This window comes from Glaciecola sp. G7-5 (assembly GCF_055808975.1).
Map to the genome: position 1 here is coordinate 3,238,187 of NZ_CM147892.1, position 25,890 is coordinate 3,264,076.

Genomic DNA, 25,890 nt, shown 5'->3' on the forward strand with positions numbered 1-25,890 from the left:
ACATGACATGGCGGGGGGCGAACATGACAGTGAGGTGGCAAACATGACAAGGAGGAGGTGCTTAACTTGATATGCATCAGGTTTTTCTACAATAAATCGGGTTTCATCAATTTAAAGTGAACAATTAAATTCGAAAATAGGTATAAGTAATATTCGAAAAAACCTTCCTATTCTTTGTATGGAAACACGCTGATGTCAGACAATATTAACTATAAGCATTTGCATTATTTTTGGGTGGTTGCGACCGAAGGTAGCATCGCGCGAGCAGCGGAAAAACTGTTTATCACGCCGCAAACTATCAGTGGCCAACTTAGTATGCTTGAAGCGCGTATTGGTCAACCTTTATTTGACAGGATAGGGCGCAGACTGCGGCTTACAGAAACAGGTAGATTAGTGCTTCGTTATGCTGACGATATATTTGAATTAGGCCGCGAATTAGGCGATGTCTTGCGCGGTGCACCATTGGTTGGTAGCTCTGAATTTATCGTTAGTGCAGCCAGTGCCTTACCCAAGACCATTGTTTACAAGGTGCTAGAGCCGGCACTTTCTGTATCCTCAGATATTAGTTTGACCTGCAAAGAAGGCCCAGTCGAAGCGATTTTGGGCGAATTAGCCATACATGAAGTAGACATGGTACTAACAGATACGCCACTTACCAGCGCTTTTAGTATAAAAGCCTACAACCACTATTTGGGACAATCTACATTATCATTTTTTGCAGCACCTCAGGTCGCCGCTAGATTGGTAGGTGATTTTCCAGCATGTTTACAAGACGCGCCCATGTTGTTACCAACAAAACAATATGCAATAAGGCAGGCATTTGACAAATGGTGCACAAATAACAGTATTTTTCCAGCAATCCGCGGACAATACGATGATAGCGCATTAATGAAGTCCTTCGGTCAGGCTGGTTTTGGTGTGTTTTTTATGCCGAGTATTATTGAGCAAGAAGTCAAACAGGCTTTTGGACTAGAGGTTGTGGGGCGCAGTGAATCATTGAAGCAAAAGTTTTATGCTATTTCCTCGGAACGTAAAGTAACGCACCCTGCGGTCGCCGCAATTTGCGATGCTGCGCGCGATAAAATATTCAAATAACTTGACTATTTCAACCACTTATATTGACAAAATCTGCATTAAAGAGTTGGTATTACTACGCTAGCCATATATACTATGCGCGCAATTAAAAAGTGTATATAAACAATTTAAAGGATAGAGTGTGACTCCTATTACTAAAACTTTCCAGTATGGTCAACATACTGTCACCCTAGAGACTGGGGTAATCGCAAGACAAGCAACTGCAGCTGTAATGGCAAGCATGGACGACACAACCGTTTTGGTTACTGTTGTTGGTAAAAAAGATGCTAAAGCAGACCAAGATTTTTTCCCTTTAACGGTTAACTATCAAGAAAAGACGTATGCTGCTGGTAAAATTCCAGGTGGCTTCTTTAAACGTGAAGGCAGACCTTCAGAAAGCGAAACCTTAATCGCCCGTTTGATTGACCGTCCAATAAGACCACTATTCCCTGATGGTTTTAAAAATGAAGTTCAAATTATCATCACTGTTATTTCAGCTAACCCTGAAATACCTACAGATATTATTTCCTTAATCGGAACGTCTGCTGCGTTAGCAATTTCAGGCATGCCATTTAATGGCCCTGTAGGCGCTGCACGTGTTGGTTATATTAACAATGAATTTGTACTTAACACACGTACTTCTGAAACCGAAGATAGCCAATTAGATTTAGTTGTTGCCGGCACCGATAGTGCGGTACTTATGGTTGAATCTGAAGCAGATATTTTATCTGAAGAAGTTATGCTAGGTGCGGTTGTATACGGACACGAACAGTCTCAAACTGTTGTTAATGCGATAAAAGAATTCGCAACAGAAGTGAATACCGAGTCTTGGAACTGGGTTGCTCCTGAGCAAAACGTAGAGCTTAAAGAAAAAGTTAAAGCCATTGCTGAAGCTGGCATGACAGAAGCGTATCAGATTTCTGACAAGATGTTACGTAAAGATGCCGTAGACGCAGTGACTGCCAAAGCGATTGCAGAGTTAACCGAAAACGATGACACTGTTGATGCTAAAGAAGTATCTGAGTTAGCGCACGAAATAGAAAGTGACGTGGTACGTTCGCGTATTTTGGCTGGCGAAAAACGTATTGATGGTCGCGACCCTGAAACCATTCGTGGTTTGCATGTAGCTACGGGTTTACTTCCACGTGCACATGGTTCTGCTGTGTTTACGCGTGGAGAAACGCAAGCCCTAGTTGTTGCAACTATGGGTACTGAGCGCGATGCACAAATGATTGACGGCTTGTCAGGACTAAGCAACAGCCGCTTTATGTTACATTACAATTTCCCTCCATACAGCGTAGGTGAAACTGGCTTTGTCGGTTCTCCAAAACGTCGTGAGATTGGTCATGGTCGTTTGGCTAAACGCGGTATGCAAGCAGTTATGCCTTCTGCTGAAGACTTCCCGTACGTAGTGCGCGTTGTATCTGAAATTACTGAATCAAATGGTTCGTCTTCAATGGCTTCTGTTTGTGGTACTTCATTAGCATTAATGGACGCTGGTGTTCCTATTAAAGCATCCGTTGCTGGTATCGCGATGGGCCTAGTAAAATCTGACGATAACTTCGTAGTTTTGTCTGATATATTAGGCGACGAAGATCACTTAGGCGATATGGACTTTAAAGTAGCGGGTACGACTGAAGGTATCACTGCTTTACAAATGGATATCAAGATTGAAGGTATCACACAAGAAATTATGCAAAAAGCGCTTAAACAAGCTAAAGAAGCTCGTTTACATATCTTAAGCGTAATGGACCAAGCGATTGGTGGTCACCGTGAAGAAATGTCTGAATATGCACCTCGCATTTATACACTTAAGATCAATTCAGACAAAATTCGCGATGTTATTGGTAAAGGTGGTGCGGTTATTCGTTCAATCACCGAAGACACTGATACCAACATCGAGATTGAAGATGACGGTACTATCAAGATTTTCGCAACAGAAAAAACCAAAGCTGATGCAGCAATTGCTCGCATTGAGCAAGTGACTGCTGAACTTGAAGTAGGCAAAACTTACCACGGTAAAGTCATGCGTATTGTTGATTTTGGTGCCTTCGTTGAAGTATTACCGGGCAAAGAAGGCCTAGTACATATTTCTCAGATCGCCCATGAACGTGTTGCTAAAGTATCTGACTACTTAAAAGAAGGCCAAGCAGTTGACGTTAAAGTGATGGAAATAGACCGTCAAAACCGCGTTCGCTTGAGCATGAAAGAGTTATTAGAAAAACCTGCAGCGCCTGAAAGTGGCGACAGCGAGTAATCATAATGTGCTAGTTGGCATTCAACTGGCCAGATTATGAAAACGATGTAGCAAAAAAACCGTCTCTTTTAGGCGGTTTTTTTATTCGTTAAGCTAAACTTGAACTAACATTTTCCTAGTAACGTTTAACGTTAATAAACTTATATTTTAAGGAGACAAAGATGACTAACGACGAACAAATTCAACTTGAAGCAGCGACGTTTCGCAGATTTTTGGCGCATTTAGATAACAATAAACAGGTTCAAAATATTGATTTGATGATACTAGCGGACTTCTGCCGCAATTGTTTATCAAAATGGTACCTCAGCGAAGCCAAGGCGCGAAATATTCCTTTAAGCGATGATGAAGCTAGAGAGTATATATATAAAATGCCGTATTCTCAGTGGAAAGAAAATCATCAACTGCCAGCTACCCCCGAGCAAATGCGTGCCTTTGAAGAGATAAGTGCGAAGAAGCAAAAAAAGTAGGTGAATATTTTGGTTTTAGTAAGCTTTGTGGGTAAACTGTAGTAATGTTAAAAAGCGGTTTAGCTTCAATACGAGTAAATAATAAGAATCTAGAGGAAGCGCAAGCACGTGCCAAGAACACATATCTCAATAAGCAAGTTTAGTATCAACATCAAGCAAAATGTTCACGCGTTGACGATAGGTCTTTTATTGCTTGCTACCTCAGCTTGCTCAAGTCTAAAACCTGCAAGCCCATTTATGAGTGGGCTTTTGCTTGCTGAGCCAGCAATGGTGAGCCCGCGAACGCAGATGTCGGTCGCACGCTACACCGATACACTCTACAGAGCACAGCTTAACGAGCAGGAAAGGGCTGAGATGCTTTTTCAAAGAGGTATCGCATACGATTCTATGGGCCTAGTATCATTGGCCAGAAGTGACTATGCATCAGCATTAGCCCTGAATCCAGCGCTCGCTGATGCACACAATTCTCTTGGTGTTATTTATACTCAGGCTGGTATGCACATGATGGCCTATGAGGCCTTCGACTCTACTTTAGAAATCAAACCCGACTACGATTTTGCTCATTTAAATAGAGGAATCGCTCTTTATTATGGTGGCCGGTCACAGCTGGCGATTAACGATACACAACTTTATTTGGACAAAGACCCCACTGATCCTTTCCGCGTGTTATGGCACTACATTATTTATCGCGATAGTAAAACCGAAGCTGAAGCGAAAACGATGTTAAGCACAGCACGAGCCTTATTAGATGATGAAAATTGGGCCACCAGTTTGGTTGATTTTTACTTGGGTAATGTCGAAGAACGAGATGTTATCGCCACCTTAGTCAAGGGCGTGACAAGTCCTAGTCAATTAAACTATCGGCTTTGTGAAGCATACTTCTATTTAGGCAAATATAATGCATTAATGGAATATAACGTTAAAGCCGTGAATTACTTTAAGTTGGCACTATCAACAAATGTGTATGAGTACGTTGAACATAAATATGCGCGTATTGAATTAGATAGGTCGCAACAAGCGCAGTTCGAATCTATACGTGCGGAATAGCGCATATGGATAGAAAAATATTAGGGATAAACGCGAGAAGAGGGCTCAGACTTAGCATTGTATTTACAGCACTACTTTTTTCTGTTTTATTGCATTCCAGTAGCACGCATTATGCACCCTTATTGCATCATTATATATTACAAGATGATGCTCAAACGTCTTATGAAAGCCTTTGGCCTGCGGCTAAAGAAGGCTCTCAAACAGCACTCCAAACACTCGCAGAACTGTCTGCCCAAGGAAAAGACTTTTTTGGTTAGAAAAAGCGGCCTCTTTAAATAACCTGCACGCGCAGTTGGCGTTAGCTGACTTATCACAAGGCGATGATAAAATTTATTGGTGGCGTCAAGCGGCTACGAATGGACATGGTCCAAGTCAGTTCGAATTAGCCTTGCTGGTTGACTCTACAGAAGAGCGGATACGTTACTTAGAACAAGCTGCACTTAATGAACATGCACCGGCTATTATTGCTTTGAGTAAGTACTACTATGAAAACCTTGAGGTGACCAATGCAATAAGATGGTTGCGTAAAGCCGCCGATATTAACGCGAGTAGTTCGTTTAAATTAGCGCGAATGCTATGGCAACAAGGTTTAGAAGGCGAGGCACTAGATGCGTTTAAAAAAGCCTCACAGTCCCAAGCGGATGCCCAACGATATATCGATGCTATTCAAAATACATCTCGCCAAGGAATAATGTCGTTGGCGAATGCTAATATTGGAAAGAATCAGCAATGCGCGCAGCAAATTCAATTTGTGGCGGTCTCTTTAGACAGTGCCGTTCAAGCAAATAGTTTTATCGAGCAATTTGAAAAAGATCAACGTTTGCGTGCTTTGCCCATATGTATCCATCCTACGATTTGGTTAAAAACAGATGAACTTAGTTGCAAACTTGTTGAGGCGCGCAATGTTTGTGACTTAAGCAAGTTAAGCAAAGAACGCTTTATACCAAGCTATACTCACCTTGTTTTTTTCTTAGGAGAAGGTAAGGCATACGTGCAAAACGGGGCAATGTATCTTGATGAGGCAGATACTTATTCTGTGTTTGTACATGAACTTGCCCATTTTGTCGGATTTGTTGATGAATATGCAGTGTCAAGTTCTCTCGCCGAGCAGTACTGCTATCTCTCTCAGGCCCCTAACTTAATTGTCGCACAAGACGAAAATTTGCAAGAAAGTGAAAAGTATCTGTTGTGGCAGGTCTATCATAGAGAGCTTATCGCGCATGAGTTTGCGCTGGCAGAGCAGACTGAGGAAGTCAATCCGAACTTTATTCCTCCTTCGCTAGAAATTGGACCTTCTCGTACTTGTGCGTCTTTACAGATGAAAACCTATAAACCAACAAATACCTTAAGCTTTATGGAATATCATGACACGCAAAATATTCCGCCTATTTATTTATTGATGTGGCAGGACTTGCTTGAGCAAAAGCATGGCCGTATTGCGATAGCAGAAATATTCAAAGAAAACGCGCTCGCCCAAAATGAGCAAAGCGCAGCCTTATATTGGGAAAGTGTGTATTAGTATCTAATTGCTTGTCTTCTTAGGCTCGCTATAACTGCTCAGCTTTATACCTAAAATGTTCAACATACATGGCCGTTGCACCGCAGATAGACACAGGCATAACCATAAAGTTAATAACTGGAATAAATGAAAATACATTGACTAATATTCCAAAACTAAAGGCTCTTGATTTATCTTGTCGCAAAGAATCTCTCGTGAATCTAAATTCCGCTTTATGATTATCAAAAGGGTAATCAACATACTGAACTGACATCATCCAAGCGGTAAACAAAAACCACACTAGCTGACCAAAAACGGGCAAGAAAAAGAAAATAAGTAAAAAACCAATTGCACGAGGAATAAAATAGCCGAGTTTAGAAAACTCTCGACCCAATGCTCTGGGTGTATCTTTTAAGGCATCAAAAAGACCTTCATTACCCATTTGCTCACCCGTTAAATGGCGTTCAACTTTTTCACTTAATAGACCATTAAAGGGGGCTGCTATCCAATTTGCTAGTGTGCCAAAAATCAAAGCAAAGATAAGTAACACTGTAATAATTGCGATAGGCCATAATACATATTTTAAGCCGTCTTTAATAAACGACAACCACTCTGGTATTGCGTTTAAGATGTAACTAACGGATTGTTGAATATAATCAATTAAAAAATAAAATGCGGTGCAAAATAGAATAAGGTTGATAAAAAGTGGGACCAACACAAAGCGCTTTATGCCTTTTGTGCGGATGAGTTCAAACCCTTGAAAAAAATAACTAGCGCCGCTGCGCTGATTGTCACTATATGTTGCGTGGTTGTTCATTAAAACTCCTTAGATATAAGCTCTAGTATAGAGGCTTGAAACACACTCGACCACCCCGAATATAGGGCAATTTGTTACTAAGTTTTTCTAACTAACAAAAGACAAAGTATTCCTTTATGTTTGCCTTGCAAAAGTGGTTCAAGCTATGTGGATAAATTGCGCATTTTTTAAGGGGGAAATTGTCTATTTACCCTTTTCATTTATTGCCCTACACTAAGCAAATGCGCCTAAAAAAGATTCGCCTCGTCGGCTTTAAATCCTTTGTTGATCCCACCAATATTCCTTTCCCTGGGGATATGACTGCGGTTGTGGGTCCAAATGGCTGTGGTAAATCAAACGTTATTGATGCAGTTAGATGGGTATTAGGTGAATCCTCTGCAAAGAATTTGCGCGGAGACGCAATGACCGATGTCATTTTCAATGGCTCGAGCGCGCGTAAACCGGTGTCCCAATGTTCCGTAGAACTTGTTTTTGACAACACTTCTGGGCGAATACAAGGTGAGTTCGCGGCATACAATGAAATATCCGTGAAGCGTGTGGTAACTAAAGACGCTGTCTCTAGTTATTTTTTAAACAGTAGTAAATGTCGACGTAAAGATATTACTGACTTGTTTCTCGGCACAGGCTTAGGTCCTCGCAGTTACGCAATAATAGAACAAGGCATGATTTCAAAGTTAATTGAATCAAAGCCTCAAGAATTACGAGTATTTATTGAAGAAGCTGCTGGTATTTCTAAATACAAAGAACGGCGTAAAGAGACCCATACTCGAATAAAGCACACTAAAGAAAATCTAGATCGATTAGAGGATGTAAGGAAAGAATTAGGTGAGCAAATTGCAAAACTCAAACGACAAGCGCTTGCCGCCACGCGATACAAAGAGCTAAAACAACAAGAACGTCAACTTAAAGCAGAACTTGCTACATTAAAATGGCTGGTACAAAGTCGCATAATGGCCGACGCTCAAGATATTATTAGCGAAAAACAACAAGCGCTAGATAAACTATTGAGCAACCAACAAGGTGATGAATCGGGTCTACAAGCCCTCAAAAATCAGCAATCATTTTGTAAACAGTCTATTGATGATTTACAACAGCAAATTTTTGCCTTGGGTACTGAAATTACCAAACTTGAGCAATCGCAATTATTTGCTCAAAAACGTGCGAGTCAAATACAATCTGAGATAGAACAACTAAAACTCAACGAATCAAGCTTAAACCGAGAACTTACAAGTATTGCTGAAGAAATTGCTCGAGAAGAAGAAAAACGTATAAAACTTGAGCCCGAAAAAGAGTTGTTGCAAGAAAAACTATATGAACTAGAGGATAAAAAGCACGAGGCGGATGCTCAATTAGAAAAACAGTTAAGGCGTTTGAAAGAAAAAGAAGATGTCTATTACAGCAAGACGCAACTATTGCAGCAAAAACATGGGCAGATTCAACAAACCTTGAGTTTGCAAGAGCGAACACAAACACGCTTGAATGAGTTAAACGACGAGCTCAGCTCACTTCAAAACGATAACTTACTTACTGAACTTGATACATTAAGCGCACAAAGAAGTGACCTCGATAAACGTCTATCCGAAGCCCAAGTCGAATTACGTACAAGTACTACTGCTATACAAGAATTAACAAGTAAATGTGAAAAGGCGCGCGCAGAATATGAAAGCTCGAGAAACTTAAGCACCAATACACAAGCCAAGCTTGATGCATTAACTGCCTTACAAAGTGAAATTCATGATGAGCAAGCTGTTCCTAACGAGCGCGTTCAAAAACAGTTAAGTGAACTTTTGGATAAACAACAAGGCCAGGCGACTTGGCAATATTTCGAGATTCAAGAAGGCGCAGAAAAGATTTTCAATAGTGCTTTGCAAGATATTGACCCCGGTTCTATTATTGATGCGTCGATCGCCTCAAGTGACAATTGGCCGTCAGAATTATGGCCTCACTTTCAAAAGAGTCTTTTATTTAAGCAATCTTTTACAAAAGAAAAGGTGCCTGGCACGCTAGCAAACTTATTAAAAAACGAAGAAGTACCTCACATTTTCAACTCATATTTTGTTGCTACCGATTACAACGAGGTTTTTACCTTAATCGCGGGTTTAAATGAAAATGAAAGGGTGCTGGCACCCGACGGCTGTATTTTTACAGCAGATGCTTTTATTAAGCAAAAGCAAAGCGACAACAAAATACTCAGAGCAGCACAGATTAAAAAGCTTAGTGAAGAACTTACACTTCAGCAGGAAACATGCACGCTTCTCATGGCTAGCCTTGAGGAGCACGAAAGTGCATCTGAACAAGTTAAACGAAGTAATGAAGAGTTGCGTCACGCGCTAGATAAAATCAAGCAAGAACATCAGAAGGTAGAGATTAGCTACCAAAATGTGCTCTTTCAACATCAGCAAAGTGCCAAGCGCAGTGAAAGAATAAGCACCGAGATAGCACAACACGCCGAAAAACTAGATCAAGAAGCAATGTCATTGGAGTTACTGAGTGATGAGGTTGAGGATATTAGTATTGAGGTCATGCAGCTTGAAGAAGCAAAAAACCAAGCGCTAAAAGAATCGGAAAATGTGAGGTCTGGGCAACAACAATGGCATTCACAATATACTCAGCTGCAATCGACTTTGCACGAGCAATCTATGTTGATTCAACAGCTTCGTAACAGCTTGCAAATTTTACTAGAGCAAAAACGAAGTAAGCGTCAGCTAGTGGAAGATACTGTTGGTAAATTGGAATTATTGCAACTAGAGGCAGAAGATCTATTAATGCCCCAAGAGCAACAAGAAGAAAAATTACAATCAATGTTGGCTCAACAGCAAGATTTACGAAGTGTTCAGGCAGATAAACAAAGTGAATTGGCAGATATCGAGTCGCAAATAAGTGAATTAGAAAAAGGACAGCACGGTGTTGTTGCGCAAATGGACAGTATTAAATCGGTGATAGAGTCTCAACGGATCAGAGCAGAGAGCGCAAGTGTGAGAGCTTCATCATTTATTGAGCAACTCGCGCAATTAAAACAGTCATTAAAAGATATTGTTGAGTCTCTTGAGGAAGATAGTGATGAAAAGCAAACTCAAGATGAGCTAGACAGAGTGACAGCTAGTGTTCAGCGACTTGGCGCGGTAAATCTAGCGGCCGTTGACGAATACGAAGAGCAATCAAAACGTAAAGATCATTTGGATGCGCAAAATTTAGATTTAACCCAAGCGCTAGAGACCTTAGAAAATGCAATGCGCAAGATAGACAAAGAGACTCGCACTCGCTTTAAACATACCTTTGATCAAGTAAATTCTGATCTTAAGAGTTTGTTTCCTAAAGTTTTTGGTGGAGGTATGGCATACTTAGCACTAACCGATGATGATATGCTAGATACGGGCGTTACCATTATGGCGAGACCTCCAGGTAAGAAAAATAGTACAATTCATCTATTATCTGGTGGAGAAAAAGCGCTAACCGCATTATCATTAGTATTTGCAATATTTAGACTCAATCCTGCTCCATTTTGTTTGCTGGATGAAGTAGATGCGCCGTTAGATGATGCCAATGTTGGCCGTTTTTGTCGTCTTGTTTCTGAGATGTCTGAATCAGTACAATTTATATACATAACGCACAATAAAGTGGCAATGGAAATGGCAACGCATCTTACCGGTGTAACGATGGCGGAACCTGGTGTTTCAAGAATGGTGGCGGTTGACATGGAACAAGCACTGGCTATTGCTGAATAAAAGAATCATCCACCGTTCTTTTAAAATAAAGAAACAACGATTACAAGGGCAATAATGCAAAAAGAATTACAATTTACATTATCTATTATTGGCATCCTAATTATAGGTGGCGTACTTCTGCACGGCATGTGGACGATTCGCAAAAATTCTAAAAAGCAAAAGAAATCCCAATACGAATCTAGAAATTGGGAACCTAGCATTGAAGATGAAGGCTTTGATGACGACGAAACCTTGTACGATGATGTTGGTGTGAGTAAAGCTCGCGTTGTTGTGAGTGATCCAGAAGATGATGTTGATGTTGAAAAAATACCAATGCAAAAAGTCACAAAAGACGCGCACATAACATCATTTGATAAGTCGGTAACACGCGACAAACTATCGCGAGATGATCTTTCATTGTCTTTAGGTAATCAAGATGATGACGACGAAGCCATTGATGAAAGTTTATTTGCCTCAATCGATTCTTGGGATGGGCAGCAAAGTGATGCTGATTTTAAAGAAGGCAAAGAAAGCTCAGTACTCAATAGCAGTGATTTAGATAGGTCAGGAATGGCTAAAACACCTGCTGTGGATCCAGAAAAACACGATAGTGAAGTCCAGACAGCAAAAACAACACCAGAGACTGAAGTCGCGATTTCATCAAAGGCAAATCATAAACAGGCGGAGTCACCTATTTATTCAAATGTGGTGACCCAACCAAAACCAGAGTATACAAAATCGAGCGCGACAGGCAGCGAAGATGCATTTGGTCAACCTCCAGGGTTTTTACTTAAAAAAGAAGATGATGAAAGGAAGCTTAAAGAAAATACAATGAAAGTTTCCGCTCCTCAAGAAAGTGTTGAAAGTGAGAGTGAAAAGCATGAACAAAGCCCTGATTTTTCTTTGCATATGCAAGAAGGACCCAAAGTCACGCTCGATGACAACGCAGATAAACCGATTGAACGAGCTGAAAAAGAATTAAGTTTCGCTGAACAGGCTAAGCGATTTGTTCGGCGTAATCGCAAAACGGTGGCAGAAAAAATCCGTAAAGAGCCAGTGTTGCAAGACAAAGATGCGGCTGATCAAATGCGGATGGATTTCACCGATTCTGACACGAGCGTATCGCAAGACAACCACGCCTCTGAACCGAATCGTGAAAACGTACAAGCAGAAGCAAAAAGCGGCGTGAAAAAGGATAATGGCGAAACCGATGTGTTAGTGCTGAATGTGCGCGCTAACGATAACAATCCTATTAACGGCGCAAGTTTACTACCCATGTTATTGACTCTTGGTTTTAAGTTTGGTGAACATGATATATTTCATCGGCATGTGAATACCAATGGCAAAGGGCCTATCTTGTTTAGTTTAACCAATATGTTCAAACCAGGGGTTTTTGATATAGACAGTATTGAAAACTTTAGCACTCATGGGCTTTCTTTGTTCATGATGTTGCCTATTGAAGGTGACGCGCAACAGGTCTTTAATATGATGCACAATGCAGCGCGTAAATTGTCTGATGAATTTGATTGCCGCATATTAGATGGCAACAGAGTAGGCTTAAGCAAACAAAGCTTGCAACAATACATCGAACGAATTAGAGAGTTTGAACGTCGCCGCATGTCTAGCTAATATTCAATTGGAAAAGTGAATGATCCCCAGTTTTGATTCTCAAGCCTCGGCGAGTGCGTATCTCGACGATATAAAAGCCACTGTCGAAAACTATAATTATCAGTATTATGTGCTAGATGATCCTAGTGTTCCCGATATTGAATATGACCGCTTAATGCGCGAAATCATCGCCATCGAAAGCAGTTATCCAGCGCTTAAATCTACTGACTCTCCTAGTCAAAAAGTGGGCGGAGTTGCACTTGCGAAATTTGAGCAAATAGCGCACGAAATTCCTATGTTGTCTTTAGACAATGGTTTTAGCGATGAGGATTTAGCAGCATTTGAACAGCGAGTTAAAGACCGTTTGAATAGCAATGAGATAATTGAGTTTGCGTGCGAACCTAAATTAGATGGCTTAGCGGTAAGCATATTATATGAAGATGGAATTTTAAAGCAGGCAGCGACAAGGGGAGATGGTCAGGTTGGTGAAAATATAACAGCCAACGTTAAAACCATTGTGAATGTGCCTTTGAAACTGCGGGGCCAAGATTTGCCGCAACGTTTAGAAGTACGTGGCGAAGTATTTATGCCGAAGAAAGGCTTTGAAGCCTTAAATGAGCATCAGAAATCAACTGACAGCAAGGTGTTTGCGAATCCCAGAAATGCCGCTGCTGGCTCATTGCGCCAGCTTGATTCTAAAATTACAGCGTCGCGTCCGCTGCGTCTCTATGCATACTCCATCGGTGTTGTTGATGGTGGTGAAATAAGTGAAGCAAGCAGTCACAGTGAACGCCTAGCCTGTTTAGAAAAATTAGGCTTACCTTTATGTAAAGAAACAGAAGTCGTAAAGGGCTTTGACGCTTGTATCGAATATTTTAAGAAAATAGGCGATATGCGAGATAGTTTGAGTTACGACATTGATGGTGTTGTTTTCAAAGTAAACGACATAAACTTGCAAGAAAGACTTGGTTTCGTATCAAAAGCACCGCGCTGGGCAATGGCCCAAAAATTTCCTGCTCAAGAGGAAATGACGCGCTTAAAAGATGTTGAGTTTCAAGTAGGGCGAACAGGCGCAATTACTCCTGTTGCGCGTTTAGAGCCTGTGTTTGTAGGTGGCGTGACGGTGTCTAATGCGACTTTGCACAACCAAGATGAGATTAATCGTTTAGGGGTGCGTATAGGCGATACGGTTATTATAAGACGCGCCGGCGACGTGATTCCGCAAATCGTCTCTGTGGTGATGGATTTGCGTCCACAAACGGCTACTGAAATCGTGTTTCCTAGTAAATGTCCGGTATGCGATTCACACGTTGAGCGTATTGAAAACGAAGCGGTTATGCGATGCACTGGTGGTCTAATATGCGCAGCACAACGCAAACAGGCGATTAAGCACTTTGCATCACGCAAAGCTTTTGATATAGAAGGTTTGGGCGATAAAGTTGTTGAGCAATTGGTCGATGAAAAACTGATTCAAGACCCCGCTGATATATTCTCGCTTAAGCTTTCAGAGCTTGTCGCGCTTGAACGTTTTGCTGATAAATCAGCGGTCAATCTACTTAAGGCTATAGACGATTCAAAACGCACAACACTGGCTAAATTTCTATATTCTCTTGGCATTCGTGAAGTGGGTGAGTCCACTGCACGCAACTTAGCCCTGCATTTTCTGAGTCTAGATGCTTTGCTTAATGCCGATTTAGACGCCTTAAAAGAAGTTCAAGATGTAGGTGAAATTGTCGCCAATCATGTTTACGAGTTTTTACGCGAGCCCTTAAACCTAACTGTTTTAGATAAATTGATTGCTGCAGGTATAAACTGGCCAGCCATACAAGCACCCTCTAGTGATCAGCAGCCTTTATTGGGTAAAACTATCGTTTTAACGGGCACATTTTCAACCATGGGGCGAAGTGAAGCTAAGAGTAAACTTCAAGAACTTGGGGCCAAAGTATCTGGAAGTATTTCAGCAAAAACAGATCTACTGATTGCTGGTGAGAAAGCAGGCTCCAAGTTGACAAAAGCACAGGCTTTGGGGATAGAAACGTGGGACGAGGACGCGTTCATAAAATTTTTACAAGGTCTTGATTAAGATTAACTTAGGGAAAACGCTAATATAACGCGAAATTTGTAGTTAGGATTCTGGCTAACGTTAGTCTTCCCGTTTTGCCCGCTGGCGCTCTTCCCAAGCCTTTATGACTGACCAACGCCATACCCAATCTAAAGCAAAATAACCCACCGTGGCAGAAACTACTGAACAAATAAAGCAACCGAGCAAGAATGCTGGACCAAAGCTTGAAATCGATTGAGCGACCCAAACCCAGCTTAACTCAAATACAAAAGATGACATTTCAGTCCCAAGTACAGTACTCCCAATCAAATACGCGAGGTAAAATAAGGGTGGCATGGTAATAGGGTTACTTACCCAAACCGTGGCAACTGATAAGGGTAAATTTACACGCAGAGGGATGGCAGCGGCAGCAGCTAATACCATTTGAAAGGGGACGGGCCAAAAGGCGAAGAAAAGTCCTATTCCAAACGCTCCTTTTGCAGAGCGCCTATTCAATAGCCATAAATTAGGGTCGTGTAGCATTGTGCCAAACAATCCTATTATTTTGTGACTTTTCACCGTGTTGTGGTCTGGTGAAAATCGTCGAATAAATTTCTTTATTATACTCACGGCTATGTTCTCAGGTAACTGCTATGACAAAGCGTCAAAAAACCATGCTTGGTTTTATTTTGGTATTCCTTAGCAGTGCATTATGGCCTAGTTTACCGCAAATATCACTCATTGCGTGCGCTATTGTGGCGCTAATCTTCTGTTATGTATATAAGTTTTCGACCATAAGCCAAGGAATGTTAATGGGGTTCATATGGGCGAGTGCATGTGGATATTACTATTTGCATTGGCAAATAGACGATAGCTATCTGAATAAAAACATCGTGGTAGTCGGTAAAGTCTTAAGTTTACAAGCCCCACAAGAAGAATTTTTGCGAATTGCTAATACACAGCAAATGAATGATACCCAAGCGTCATCTGCTGTTAGTGAAAATAAGAATGAGTACAAGCCGCCACCTTCCATAAAATTTAACTTCTTGGTTGAGCAAATAGGTACTCAAAAATTATTTTTTCATGCAAAGGTGAGGTTATCATGGTATCAGCCAAACCTGCCTATTCAACAAGGCGATTTAATACGACTTTTTATTCGATTGAAGCCAGCAATAGGTTTAGCAAATCCCGACGGATTTAACTACCAAACTTGGTTAACAAGTAAAAACATATCTGCACTAGGCTATGTTAAACAAAGTCCAAGCAATCAATTTGTAAACCAAAATGCAAGCCTGCGACAAAAGCTTGTCAATGCCTTGATGTCCCACAATCTAGGTAACGGTAGATGGATTGCCGCCTTAAGTTATGGTGATAGGCGACAACTTTCACAAGAAGATTGGTCTTTAATGCAGCAAACGGGAACCGCCCATTTATTTGCGATATCGGGCATGCATCTGGGCTTAGTCTTTGTATTAGTGTTGGTATTGAGTAAAACGCTTCTGTTTCTTGTTGCTGTTCTTACTAAAGCACGTATTCAAAATAATATTAAGCCTTTTCTATTTTTATTTTCTTGTGCAATTAGTGCTGTTTACGCCTTTCTCGCCGGCTTTGAAGTCCCCGTGATGCGGGCATTTATTACACTGATACTATGGACTTTGTTAATGATATTGTCCCGATATTGGCGTTTAGTTGATGTATTACTATTACTACTATGTAGTTTCTTTGTATTGTTTCCTTTCGCTATTTTGGGAATTAGTTTTTGGTTTAGTCTTCTGGCGGTGCTGGCGATTGCTTTGTTCGTATGGCGTTTTTCTTTAGCATCAGATGCCCCATGGTACGACAAGCTTTTGTATACGATAAAGCTTCAATTCTTTTTAAGTATTATAACGCTACCTATGATTGCGCTGACATTTTCGTCGCTTCCTCTATTGGCCTTTTTTGCCAACCTTTTTATGATACCCATTGTGACTTTCGTGCTCGTGCCACTTTGCTTATTTGCAGCCATTTTTAGCCTGTTGAGCATTGACACACATGCCATTTATCAACTAATCGATCTCTTGTTTGAACTCACTTTCATGGTATTGCAACTGCTTGAAGGCACAAGTGCTAGCGTGATGGGAAATGACTGGCAAAGTAGTCCGATGATTAAACTAGGTATCACTTTTATCACCCACCCCGTTGTTATTGGCTTAATTTTATTGATGGTATTGCCGCCTTGGTATCGTAAGAAAAGCACTATTTTTGTTGTTTTATGTTTGTTTGCTTTACAACAATATTGGCTTATAGAAAGGCGAGATGTTGATGATCGCGCTGAGATATTTGTAATGGATGTAGGCCAAGGAAGTGCATTAATTGTTCGAGATAAAAAGGGGACACTGTTGCACGATACAGGAGGCTCCTTTGCTGGGTTTAGTATGGCCAATGCTGTTTTACTGCCTTTTTTTACCGCCAATGATGTGCAGTCTATTTCGTATTTACTATTAAGCCACTTAGATAACGACCATGCTGGCGGTGCAGACCTTATACAAAGCAAATTACGAGTAGAGAATGTTCTGTCACCCCAAAAGGGCTGCAATCGGCATGATTTTCTTCAAAGATTTCGGTCAGGAAAGGGTCGATTATTATCTTTTGACGCAGAAGTCCTTTGGCCTTTAAAGAGCGTTTCAGGTGATGAAAACGATCACAGTTGTGTCATAAAGCTAACGCGAGGCAATATCTCGATTTTGCTGACTGGCGATATAGAAAAATACAGTGAACTTGCATTGCTCAAGTTGTATGCAGGTACAAACAAGTTAGCAAGTACAATACTTATTGCCCCTCACCATGGCAGCAAAACATCTTCAAGTCTGGATTTTGTCAATGCGGTCGCGGCCAAATATGTTGTATTTTCGAGCGGCGCTAATAACCGCTGGGGCTTCCCCGTAGCGGAAGTTGTTAAGCTTTACGAAGCTACAAACGCTCATGTTTATATTACTGGAAAACAAGGCCAAATTCGCTTTACACTCAAGGAAAATAGCGTAAAAGTAAGTCGTTACCGAGAGAATGAATATAATAGATGGTATTTTAAAGTAAGGTGATATTCATCAATAAGTTAGCGCTTCAGCATAAAAAAAGTACACTAAGATATGCATCAAATTAGGTTGTTTTGTAATGTCATCAAATTCAGTCGATAAAAACTTATCAGCTAAAAGTAAAAAACAAAGTGCAAAAGACGAGAAGCGCGAATCGCGAGAAGTACTCCGTCGTTTTTTAGCGTATATAAAGCCGTTTAAGCTACTTTTCTGCGTTGCGATAGCCGGGATGATTGGCTATGCCGGTGTCGACACTTTTGTCTTTTCTGAAGTACGGCCACTGATTGACGAAAGTCTCAATATAGGTAATTACGATTATCTAAAAAACGCTGCACTATTTATTGTGCCTTTGTTCTTGTTACGCGGCATTTTTAACTTTATGGGTACCTACACTCTAGAGTATATAGGCACGCAAGTTGTGATGAAAATGCGCCAAGAATTGTTCGAAAAGTACATCCATTTACCCGTGGAATATCATGACCACAATTCATCAGGCAGCCTTATATCTAAGGTAACTTACGATACCGAACAGGTTCGAGGAGCTGCCGGCAAGGCTATGCTGACCTTAGTTCGTGATGGCATGTTTGTGCTAGGACTGCTTGTGGTTATGTTTATGTCGTCTTGGAAACTATCAGTTATCTTCTTACTGATTGGCCCAATTGTGGGTGTGATTGTCTCTGTTGTAAGCAAGCGATTTCGCAAAGTCAGTAATGCGATTCAACAGGCGATGGGCAATTTAACGGCAAGTGTAGAGCAAGCGGTAAAAGGGCATAAAGTCGTGCTAATGCATGATGGGCAGCAATTAGAAGCTGACAAGTTTGCACAAAGAAATAACTACAATCGCCTACAAAGCATGAAGCTGGTTACTGCGCAAATATTGAGTGTCTCTACCATTCAAATTATTGCGTCGGTTGCTTTGGCGTTCGTTTTATTCGCAGCTAGCCTACCAAGCATGGTAGAGGAACTTACCGTTGGTATTTTTATTAACGTATTAGTCTGCATGGTTATGTTGTTAAAGCCCTTAAAACAGCTCACCACTGTTAATACTGAATTCCAAAAAGGCATGGCTGCCTGCGCCAGTATTTTTAAAGTGCTAGATACAGAAAACGAAGTCGATACAGGAAAAGTCGTGCTATCGCGCGTAAAGGGCGAATTAAGCTTACAAAACGTCACCTTTACCTATCCAACGAAAAAACAAGCAGCGATTAAGAATGTCAGTTTTAACGTGAAACCGGGTCAAACGGTCGCGTTAGTTGGGCGTTCGGGAAGCGGAAAATCGACCTTATCAAATTTATTAACCCGCTTTTATTCGCCAGATTCTGGCCAAATTTTACTTGATGGACAAGATATTAGCGAAGTGACATTACGTAGTTTGCGCCAACAGTTTGCGCTTGTATCGCAACAAGTTATTTTATTTAACGATACTATCGCCAATAATATTGCCTACGGCAAAGAGGGTGAATTAAGTCGCGAAGATATTATTAAAGCAGCTGACATGGCTCATGTTACCGATTTTGTGAAGCAACAAAGTGAAGGCTTTGACACCTTAGTGGGCGAGAATGGCTTGATGCTTTCGGGCGGTCAGCGTCAACGAATTGCTATTGCCAGAGCTATTTTGGCCGATTCTCCCATTTTATTGTTAGATGAAGCAACCTCTGCGCTTGATACTGAGTCAGAGAAATTCATTCAACATCAATTAGACGAGCTACAAAAGTCACGTACAAGTATTGTGGTGGCGCATAGGCTGTCTACAATTGAAAATGCAGACTTAATTTTAGTTGTCGAAAATGGTGAGATAATTGAACAAGGAAGTCATCAAGACTTGCTAGCACAAGGTGGTACCTATGCGCAGCTACACGCACTGCAGTTTTCGGCTAAGTAAAAATGCGCAAAGTATGAGTGTATTTAAAGGTGCATAGTTCTTATGTTCAATAAGCTTCAAGAGGCTTGGTACAATAATTATCACTGGGTATGGTTGTTAGCGCCTATTACGCTATTGTTTTATCTGATTTCTGCGTGTAGACGTTTGCTTTTTAGACTGGGTGTTTTGGCGTCGAGTAAGGCCAATATAGCGGTCATCGTCGTTGGTAATATTGGTATTGGTGGTAATGGTAAAACACCTCTGGTACTTGCCTTGGTCAAGCAATTACGACGCCGCGGTTATTCGCCGGCAGTGCTCTCAAGAGGTTACGGGGGTATGCAATCTGAATTTCCGTATCTAGTGGGCACTAATGATCCCGCAAGCCTTGTTGGCGATGAGCCTGCACTAATTTTTCAGCGCGAAGATGTCACTACCGTGATAGACCCTAAACGAGCGCGCGGTGTTCAATATATAGAACAGAACACTTCTGCAGACGTCATCATTTGTGATGATGGTCTTCAGCATTACGCAATGGCGCGAGATCTTGAACTTTGTGTGCTTGATAAACGTGGTATAGGCAATGGTTATTTATTGCCCATGGGGCCGTTGCGAGAAGGAAAGTGGCGTTTGGCTACGGTAAATGCCATTATACAAAATATTGGCTTTGATCCTCAGATGTTAAAAGCAAGTGATGGTGTTAGCACCTTTGAGGCAAAGGCGTCGTTGCCACCATTTTATAACATGCGCCTAGAACCAAGTTCATGGGTGAACGTTAAAACAAAGCAAACGTTAGACTTAACTGAATTTAAAAGCGTTTTAGCAAACAATGAGCTTCCATTGATTGCGATAGCCGGAATTGGTGACCCTAAGCGTTTTTTTGATACACTCAGCGCCATGGACATTCAGACGCATGAAAATATCGCTAAGCCTGACCATCATGCTTTTAGTAAAAGTGATATTCCAAGCAGTGAAATGGTGCTAATGACTGAGAAAGATGCGATTAAATGTAGACATTTTGCGCACGAAAACACATGGTATTTGCGCATTGACGCGGATATCGACGATGAATTTTTTACGTTTATCGAGAATACCGTTAAAACAAAACTAGCACAAAACCACAAGGCCGACTAAAAAGTCGTGCAAATTGCTAAGGTCGATGTTAGCTTGCGTTCACGTTTTAAGTGACGATCACTACATAAAAAAGGAAATATATAAAATGGCATTCGATAAAAAGTTGTTGGAAATTATTGCCTGTCCCTCATGCAAGGGTGAACTTGTGTTAGCCACTTTAGGTGAAAATGATAAACCTGAGTTAGTGTGTAAATTTGATCGCCTCGCATACCAAATCAAGGATAACATTCCGGTATTATTAGAAGAAACGGCAAGGGAATTATCATTAGATGAAATAGAAAGTCTGCGCTAGTGCAGGGTGATTTTAGCCCGTTTCTTTCGTAGTTGCTTTTGCTATGTCTCGTGTATTAAATAATCAACTTTACTTTTTAGGTCCGTAATATGTCATTTATAGTCGTTATTCCTGCTCGTTTTGGATCTACTCGTTTTCCTGGTAAGCCGCTCGCACTGATTCAGGGTAAACCTATGATCCAACATGTGTATGAGCGCAGTTTATTGGCTGGAGCAGAGGATGTTATTGTTGCCACCGATGATAAACGTATTGGTGATGTTGTAGAAGCATTTAATGGTAAGGTTTGTTATACCAGTGACCAACATGAGTCGGGTACTGAACGTATCGCTGAAGTACTTACAAAAGAAGGTGTTGAAGCAAACACGATAGTGGTTAATGTGCAGGGAGATGAGCCCTTTATTCCGCCAGAAAATATTAAACAAGTCGCGGATAACTTGGCTAAAGAAACGAATATGCCTGCGATGCAAATGGCGACGCTTTGTTTTCCTATCAGCCATAAATCTGAGTTAGACAATCCCAATGTTGTGAAAGTCAACTTTGCTAAAAATGGTCGTGCTTTGTACTTTTCTCGAGCGCCTATTCCCTATGACCGTAACTGGGTACAAAACACACAAGTAATGCAAGAAAATGCCTATTATCGGCATGTTGGGATTTATGCCTACACGGCTTCTTTTATCCATCAATATATTGAGCTTAGTCCCAGCCATTACGAGAAGATAGAGTCGCTAGAGCAGTTACGCGTACTCTATCATGGCTATGATATTCATGTAGATATAGCAAAAGAAGCGCCTCCTCATGGTGTTGATACTCCCGAGGATTTGGCGCGTTTAAATAAGCAAGACTAGCTCCTTACGTTAATCTTGTTCAGCGCTTGGTACAGCCCATAAGTCATGTTCGTCAGCATGAATAATTTCGACCCATAAGCGCGTACCCGGTGTGAGTTCGTGCTCGTCATTAATGTGGATTACACCATCAATTTCAGGCGCTTCACCAAAACTACGGGCAACGGCACCTTCACTGGTGACTTCATCTACCATTACAAAATATTCGTTACCGATACGCGCTTGTAAACGTGCCGCACTGATTGCCGATTGTACTTGCATAAATCGTTGTAAACGGTCTTCTTTAACCGCTTCATCAATCGAGTCAGGCAACTGATTTGCCGCAGCGCCTTCGACGGGTGAGTACTTAAAGCAACCCACACGATCAAGCTGGGCCTCTTCTAAAAAGTCTAAAAGTTCTTCAAACTCTTCTTCTGTTTCACCCGGGAAACCCACAATAAACGTAGAGCGAATGACTAAATCAGGACAGATTTCACGCCATTTTTTAATTCGTTCAACGGTTCTATCTGCACTTCCAGGACGCTTCATTAAGCGCAATATGCGTTTGTTTGCATGTTGAAACGGAATATCTAAGTAAGGCAATATTTTACCATCAGCCATTAACGGGATAAGTGCATCAACATGAGGGTAGGGATAGACATAATGCAGGCGAACCCAAATATCAAGATCAGCTAGCTGCTCGCAAAGTTGTTGCATGTGGGTTTTAACCGGCATGCCGTCCCAAAAATCGGTTTTATGTTTTACGTCTACGCCATATGCACTGGTATCTTGAGATATGACTAATAGCTCGTTAACGCCAGCCGCTTTTAATCTTTTCGCTTCACTCAATACTTCACCTACTGGCCTTGAGACTAAATCACCGCGCATCGACGGGATAATACAAAAGGTACAGCGATGATTACAACCTTCAGAAATTTTCAAATACGCAAAGTGCCGAGGTGTTAACTTGATACCGTGGTCGGGAACCAAATGCAGAAACGGATTATGCGAGGGCTTGGGTAAAAATTGATGAACCTGATCAACTACGCTCTCATATGCATGGGGACCGGTGACTGCTAACACATTGGGGTGTACTTCTCTGATATCGTCTTCTTTTATGCCTAAACAGCCGGTTACAATTACTTTGCCATTTTCGGCCAGCGCTTCGCCAATAGTATCAAGTGATTCTTGTACCGCTGAATCTATAAATCCGCAGGTGTTCACAATGACCAAATCGGCATTGTCGTAATTGGGGACAACATCATAGCCTTCGGTTCTTAATTGCGTCAATATACGCTCTGAATCAACCAAATTTTTAGGACATCCAAGGCTAATAAAACCAATTCGACCATTGCTACTATTGTTATTCATAACGCTGGAGTTTAGGGTTTTGACCGGTATATCCATGGTCGTTGTTTGTTTTGGATTAAAGGTGTTTACTGTCATTTTAGGTGCCATTTTCTGATGACTAAAGCCATGAATAATTCGCGAATCAAGCTATAGCGATGTTGCTTTCTAGTAATTGCGCGGATAATACCCCAATGAAAAGAATAATGCATTTTTCTCGCTCAATTTAGGTAAATGAACATTTATGTTAATGAAAAAATACAAGAGGTAAATAAATAGTACTCTATTACATATAAAACTAATTAAATGCAAAAATATACCCTTGTATAACACTAAAACATAAGGTATCCCGTTTTCAGCCTTGATACTCGACCCTATATTCGTCATAATAATAGGTAGAACACTAATTAAAAAAATTAAGTGTTATTCGATTAGCAACTACTAAAGAGGAAATATGTCGATTATTGACAAAAAGAGAGTCGTTTTGAAGGTAGGGAGTGCATTAATTGCCCCCCAGAACAATGGCTGTAGTTCACATAACTTGTTAGCCATAGCGCAATTTATCGTTAAATGTCGTTCGCGCGGGCAACAGATTGTCTTAGTCTCGTCAGGTTCGGTGGCTGCTGGCCGCAAATGGTTCGGTAATAGCGAACCTTCGGTCGCACTTAAGCGAGCAATGGCTGCCGCTGGCCAAACTGATATGATGGAAGTATGGGATAGACTCTTTGACTTTCCATCGGCACAACTATTGTTAACCAATGACGATTTACGCAATAAAGAGCGTTTTGACAGTATTCGCGACACCATTGATGCATTGCTTGCGCACGATGTTCTGCCAATAGTAAACGAGAATGATACTGTAACATCTGACGACCGAAGAGTCGGCGATAATGACAATCTTGCTGCTATGGTTGCAACCTCAGTTGACGCTGACGCTTTCATAATGTTCACCGATGTTGATGGTTTATACGATAAAAACCCTCAAACACATGCTGATGCCAAAAAATAAAAACAGTCGATGAGATTGATGACAATATCTTCTCTATGGCAGGCGGGGCGACAAGTGCGCAGGGTACAGGTGGCATGTACACAAAAATAGAAGCTGCAGAAAAAGCAACAAGCCACGGTATCGATACCTATGTTGTAGATGGATTCGATCCGATATCGTTTGAACGATTGGCCGCGGGTGACAACCCAGGTACACACTTTCTAGCGCATACTAAGCCTCTATCTGCAGGCTTGCACTGGATGACCCATACAGTGAAAGAACGTGGCGAAATTATTGTAAGTGAGCCGCTTAACGATGCTGATGAATATCAAGAGGCTGTAACGAGTGATAGAATTATGTCTGTAAAAGGCGAATTTGGAGTAGGTGATACCATATTGCTACGCGATGACGAAGGGAATAAAATAGCAAAAGCGACTGCTAATTATAGTAGTTGTTTATTAAACTATTTGGCGGATCAAGATATTCGCAGTAAATTAGATAAAAATTCATCGTTATTGCACGATTCTATTATTTCAGATGAGCACATGGCGGTGCTGGAGAACTCATGAGCATCATAACTAGTTTGTCGCAAGAAGCGGCAAAGGCAGCTAAATCCCTAATAAGATTAGGCGAAGAACAAAAAAACACGATTTTGCGAGAAATGGCGAATGCATTAAGAGCACAAAGTAGTGCAATCTTAAGCGCCAACGAACAAGACATGAAGTCGGCACATCAAGACGGGTTAGATGACGCGATGCTTGATCGTCTATTATTAAACGAAGAACGCATCGAATCTATGGCTGAAGGTATTGAAGTCGTCGCAAGCCTGCCTGATCCAGTAGGACAAACGCGCGATATTACAACTCGGCCCAATGGTATTAAAATATCTAAGATGCGCATCCCTTTGGGCGTCGTTTGTATGATTTATGAAGCACGTCCAAATGTTACGGCAGACGCTGGAGCGCTTTGCTTTAAGTCAGGCAATGCAATTATTTTACGCGGCGGAAAAGAAGCACTGGCTTCGTCAAAAGCCATTGCTGAGATTATGCAGAGCGTATTGCGTGCGCACAGTCTGCCAGAAGCGATAATAACGGTTGTGCCTAACCCAGACCGTTCGTTAATGCTCGAGTTGATGAAACAAAAAGATTACATTGACGTCATCATTCCGCGCGGTGGCGAAGGGCTTATCAACTTTGTAAGCGAAAATAGCTTAGTTCCCGTTATCCAACATTACAAAGGCGTATGTCATCTATATGTTGATAAAGATGCCGATTTTGATAAAGCAATTAATTTGTTGTTGAATGGAAAGACACAACGAACCGGCGTATGTAATGCGCTAGAAGGCTTACTCGTTCATAAAGACATTGCCGCTGACTTCTTGCCTCAAGTGAGTGAAGTCTTAGCAAAAGCCGGCGTAAAAATAAATTGCTGCCGTGCAAGTTCAGGCTATTTTGATTCGCCAACTGTGCTAGATGATGATGACTTCGGTTACGAGTACTTAGGCCTAGAAATCGCGGTTAGAATCGTGAATGACGTTGAAGGTGCGATAGCGCACATTGACCGTTTTGGCAGCCACCATACTGAAGTCATTTGCACTGAAAATGAAGGAACAAGTACATTGTTCCAGCAATGTGTGGATTCGTCAGTGGTTATGGTAAACGCTTCGTCTCGTTTTTCTGATGGCAGCCAACTAGGCTTAGGCGCAGAAATAGGTATTGCGACCACTAAAATGCATGCTTATGGACCGATGGGCTTAGAATCATTGACCGCAGAAAAATATCTAGTCAATGGTAGTGGGCAAATAAGAGAATAGAGTTTTTTTAGATTAAAAGGGGCAATAATTATTGCCCCTTTTTCGTTTCTGTG

The 25,890-nt window shown here is 41.3% G+C and carries 18 protein-coding genes and 1 pseudogene; 16 read left to right on the plus strand and 3 right to left on the minus strand.

The features are described 5' to 3' along the window. Positions 1-192: 192 nt before the first annotated feature. From nhaR to AC0L6H_RS14265, 6 genes are all read left to right on the plus strand, one after another. A complete protein-coding gene (gene nhaR, locus AC0L6H_RS14240) occupies positions 193-1,095 on the plus strand; it encodes a transcriptional activator NhaR (protein ID WP_473389742.1) in 903 nt (300 codons plus the stop codon). Positions 1,096-1,216: 121 nt separating this feature from the next. Continuing rightward, on the plus strand, positions 1,217-3,331 hold the full coding sequence (pnp, locus tag AC0L6H_RS14245) for a polyribonucleotide nucleotidyltransferase (RefSeq protein WP_473389744.1): 2,115 nt from the start codon (positions 1,217-1,219) through the stop codon (positions 3,329-3,331). Between the two features lie 161 nt (positions 3,332-3,492). Then, positions 3,493-3,798, plus strand: coding sequence for a DUF1244 domain-containing protein (locus tag AC0L6H_RS14250; RefSeq protein WP_473389745.1), 306 nt, complete (start codon positions 3,493-3,495; stop codon positions 3,796-3,798). A gap of 108 nt (positions 3,799-3,906) precedes the next feature. Beyond that, positions 3,907-4,845, plus strand: a complete 939-nt coding sequence (gene nlpI, locus AC0L6H_RS14255; protein WP_473389746.1) for a lipoprotein NlpI — start codon at positions 3,907-3,909, stop codon at positions 4,843-4,845. A gap of 5 nt (positions 4,846-4,850) precedes the next feature. Then, positions 4,851-5,102: a hypothetical protein gene (locus AC0L6H_RS14260; protein WP_473389747.1), complete on the plus strand. Its 252-nt coding sequence runs from the start codon at positions 4,851-4,853 to the stop codon at positions 5,100-5,102. 35 nt (positions 5,103-5,137) lie between these two features. Then, positions 5,138-6,364, plus strand: coding sequence for a tetratricopeptide repeat protein (locus tag AC0L6H_RS14265; protein ID WP_473389748.1), 1,227 nt, complete (start codon positions 5,138-5,140; stop codon positions 6,362-6,364). A gap of 28 nt (positions 6,365-6,392) precedes the next feature. On the opposite strand, the gene cysZ is transcribed toward AC0L6H_RS14265, so the two are convergent. After that, positions 6,393-7,160: a sulfate transporter CysZ gene (gene cysZ / locus AC0L6H_RS14270; protein ID WP_473389750.1), complete on the minus strand. Its 768-nt coding sequence runs from the start codon at positions 7,158-7,160 to the stop codon at positions 6,393-6,395. Between the two features lie 221 nt (positions 7,161-7,381). Here cysZ and smc point away from each other — a divergent pair, with 221 nt between their 5' ends. The 3 genes from smc to ligA are packed head-to-tail and all read left to right on the plus strand — an operon-like array spanning position 7,382 to position 14,555. After that, positions 7,382-10,885: a chromosome segregation protein SMC gene (smc, locus tag AC0L6H_RS14275; protein WP_473394543.1), complete on the plus strand. Its 3,504-nt coding sequence runs from the start codon at positions 7,382-7,384 to the stop codon at positions 10,883-10,885. A gap of 54 nt (positions 10,886-10,939) precedes the next feature. Then, complete coding sequence (gene zipA, locus AC0L6H_RS14280) at positions 10,940-12,493, plus strand: cell division protein ZipA (protein WP_473389751.1); 1,554 nt, start codon at positions 10,940-10,942, stop codon at positions 12,491-12,493. 19 nt (positions 12,494-12,512) lie between these two features. Beyond that, complete coding sequence (gene ligA / locus AC0L6H_RS14285) at positions 12,513-14,555, plus strand: NAD-dependent DNA ligase LigA (RefSeq protein ID WP_473389752.1); 2,043 nt, start codon at positions 12,513-12,515, stop codon at positions 14,553-14,555. 60 nt (positions 14,556-14,615) lie between these two features. Here ligA and AC0L6H_RS14290 read toward each other — a convergent pair whose 3' ends face one another. Beyond that, positions 14,616-15,137, minus strand: a complete 522-nt coding sequence (locus AC0L6H_RS14290; RefSeq protein ID WP_473394544.1) for a DUF2062 domain-containing protein — start codon at positions 15,135-15,137, stop codon at positions 14,616-14,618. A gap of 29 nt (positions 15,138-15,166) precedes the next feature. Here AC0L6H_RS14290 and AC0L6H_RS14295 point away from each other — a divergent pair, with 29 nt between their 5' ends. From AC0L6H_RS14295 to kdsB, 5 genes are all read left to right on the plus strand, one after another. Then, entirely contained in the window at positions 15,167-17,590 is a 2,424-nt protein-coding gene (locus AC0L6H_RS14295; protein WP_473389754.1) for a DNA internalization-related competence protein ComEC/Rec2, read from the plus strand. A gap of 73 nt (positions 17,591-17,663) precedes the next feature. Further along, positions 17,664-19,466 carry a lipid A export permease/ATP-binding protein MsbA gene (msbA, locus tag AC0L6H_RS14300; protein WP_473389755.1) on the plus strand — a complete coding sequence of 601 codons (1,803 nt, stop codon included), beginning with the start codon at positions 17,664-17,666 and terminating at the stop codon, positions 19,464-19,466. Between the two features lie 42 nt (positions 19,467-19,508). Then, positions 19,509-20,576, plus strand: a complete 1,068-nt coding sequence (lpxK, locus tag AC0L6H_RS14305) for a tetraacyldisaccharide 4'-kinase (protein WP_473389756.1) — start codon at positions 19,509-19,511, stop codon at positions 20,574-20,576. Between the two features lie 85 nt (positions 20,577-20,661). Next, positions 20,662-20,868, plus strand: coding sequence for a Trm112 family protein (locus tag AC0L6H_RS14310; RefSeq protein ID WP_473389757.1), 207 nt, complete (start codon positions 20,662-20,664; stop codon positions 20,866-20,868). An 89-nt stretch (positions 20,869-20,957) separates the two neighbouring features. Further along, a complete protein-coding gene (gene kdsB / locus AC0L6H_RS14315; protein ID WP_473389759.1) occupies positions 20,958-21,713 on the plus strand; it encodes a 3-deoxy-manno-octulosonate cytidylyltransferase in 756 nt (251 codons plus the stop codon). 9 nt (positions 21,714-21,722) lie between these two features. Here the strand turns inward: kdsB and rimO are convergent, their stop codons facing one another. Beyond that, complete coding sequence (gene rimO / locus AC0L6H_RS14320) at positions 21,723-23,135, minus strand: 30S ribosomal protein S12 methylthiotransferase RimO (RefSeq protein ID WP_473389760.1); 1,413 nt, start codon at positions 23,133-23,135, stop codon at positions 21,723-21,725. 355 nt (positions 23,136-23,490) lie between these two features. Between rimO and proB the strand changes: the two are divergent. Continuing rightward, positions 23,491-24,593 (plus strand): annotated as a pseudogene (gene proB, locus AC0L6H_RS14325) (glutamate 5-kinase). After that, positions 24,590-25,837 carry a glutamate-5-semialdehyde dehydrogenase gene (locus AC0L6H_RS14330; RefSeq protein ID WP_473389761.1) on the plus strand — a complete coding sequence of 416 codons (1,248 nt, stop codon included), beginning with the start codon at positions 24,590-24,592 and terminating at the stop codon, positions 25,835-25,837. Before proB ends, AC0L6H_RS14330 begins: the two are co-directional and overlap by 4 nt. Positions 25,838-25,890: the final 53 nt, after the last annotated feature.

What these genes read in the sequence shown, in the direction of transcription:
- nhaR (WP_473389742.1), top strand. Translation starts at nt 193, where the DNA reads ATGTCAGACAATATTAACTATAAGCATTTGCATTATTTTTGGGTGGTT.
- AC0L6H_RS14250 (WP_473389745.1), top strand. Translation starts at nt 3,493, where the DNA reads ATGACTAACGACGAACAAATTCAACTTGAAGCAGCGACGTTTCGCAGA.
- AC0L6H_RS14260 (WP_473389747.1), top strand. Translation starts at nt 4,851, where the DNA reads ATGGATAGAAAAATATTAGGGATAAACGCGAGAAGAGGGCTCAGACTT.
- cysZ (WP_473389750.1), bottom strand. Translation starts at nt 7,160, where the DNA reads ATGAACAACCACGCAACATATAGTGACAATCAGCGCAGCGGCGCTAGT.
- smc (WP_473394543.1), top strand. Translation starts at nt 7,382, where the DNA reads ATGCGCCTAAAAAAGATTCGCCTCGTCGGCTTTAAATCCTTTGTTGAT.
- zipA (WP_473389751.1), top strand. Translation starts at nt 10,940, where the DNA reads ATGCAAAAAGAATTACAATTTACATTATCTATTATTGGCATCCTAATT.
- ligA (WP_473389752.1), top strand. Translation starts at nt 12,513, where the DNA reads ATGATCCCCAGTTTTGATTCTCAAGCCTCGGCGAGTGCGTATCTCGAC.
- AC0L6H_RS14295 (WP_473389754.1), top strand. Translation starts at nt 15,167, where the DNA reads ATGACAAAGCGTCAAAAAACCATGCTTGGTTTTATTTTGGTATTCCTT.
- msbA (WP_473389755.1), top strand. Translation starts at nt 17,664, where the DNA reads ATGTCATCAAATTCAGTCGATAAAAACTTATCAGCTAAAAGTAAAAAA.
- lpxK (WP_473389756.1), top strand. Translation starts at nt 19,509, where the DNA reads ATGTTCAATAAGCTTCAAGAGGCTTGGTACAATAATTATCACTGGGTA.
- AC0L6H_RS14310 (WP_473389757.1), top strand. Translation starts at nt 20,662, where the DNA reads ATGGCATTCGATAAAAAGTTGTTGGAAATTATTGCCTGTCCCTCATGC.
- kdsB (WP_473389759.1), top strand. Translation starts at nt 20,958, where the DNA reads ATGTCATTTATAGTCGTTATTCCTGCTCGTTTTGGATCTACTCGTTTT.
- rimO (WP_473389760.1), bottom strand. Translation starts at nt 23,135, where the DNA reads ATGACAGTAAACACCTTTAATCCAAAACAAACAACGACCATGGATATA.
- AC0L6H_RS14330 (WP_473389761.1), top strand. Translation starts at nt 24,590, where the DNA reads ATGAGCATCATAACTAGTTTGTCGCAAGAAGCGGCAAAGGCAGCTAAA.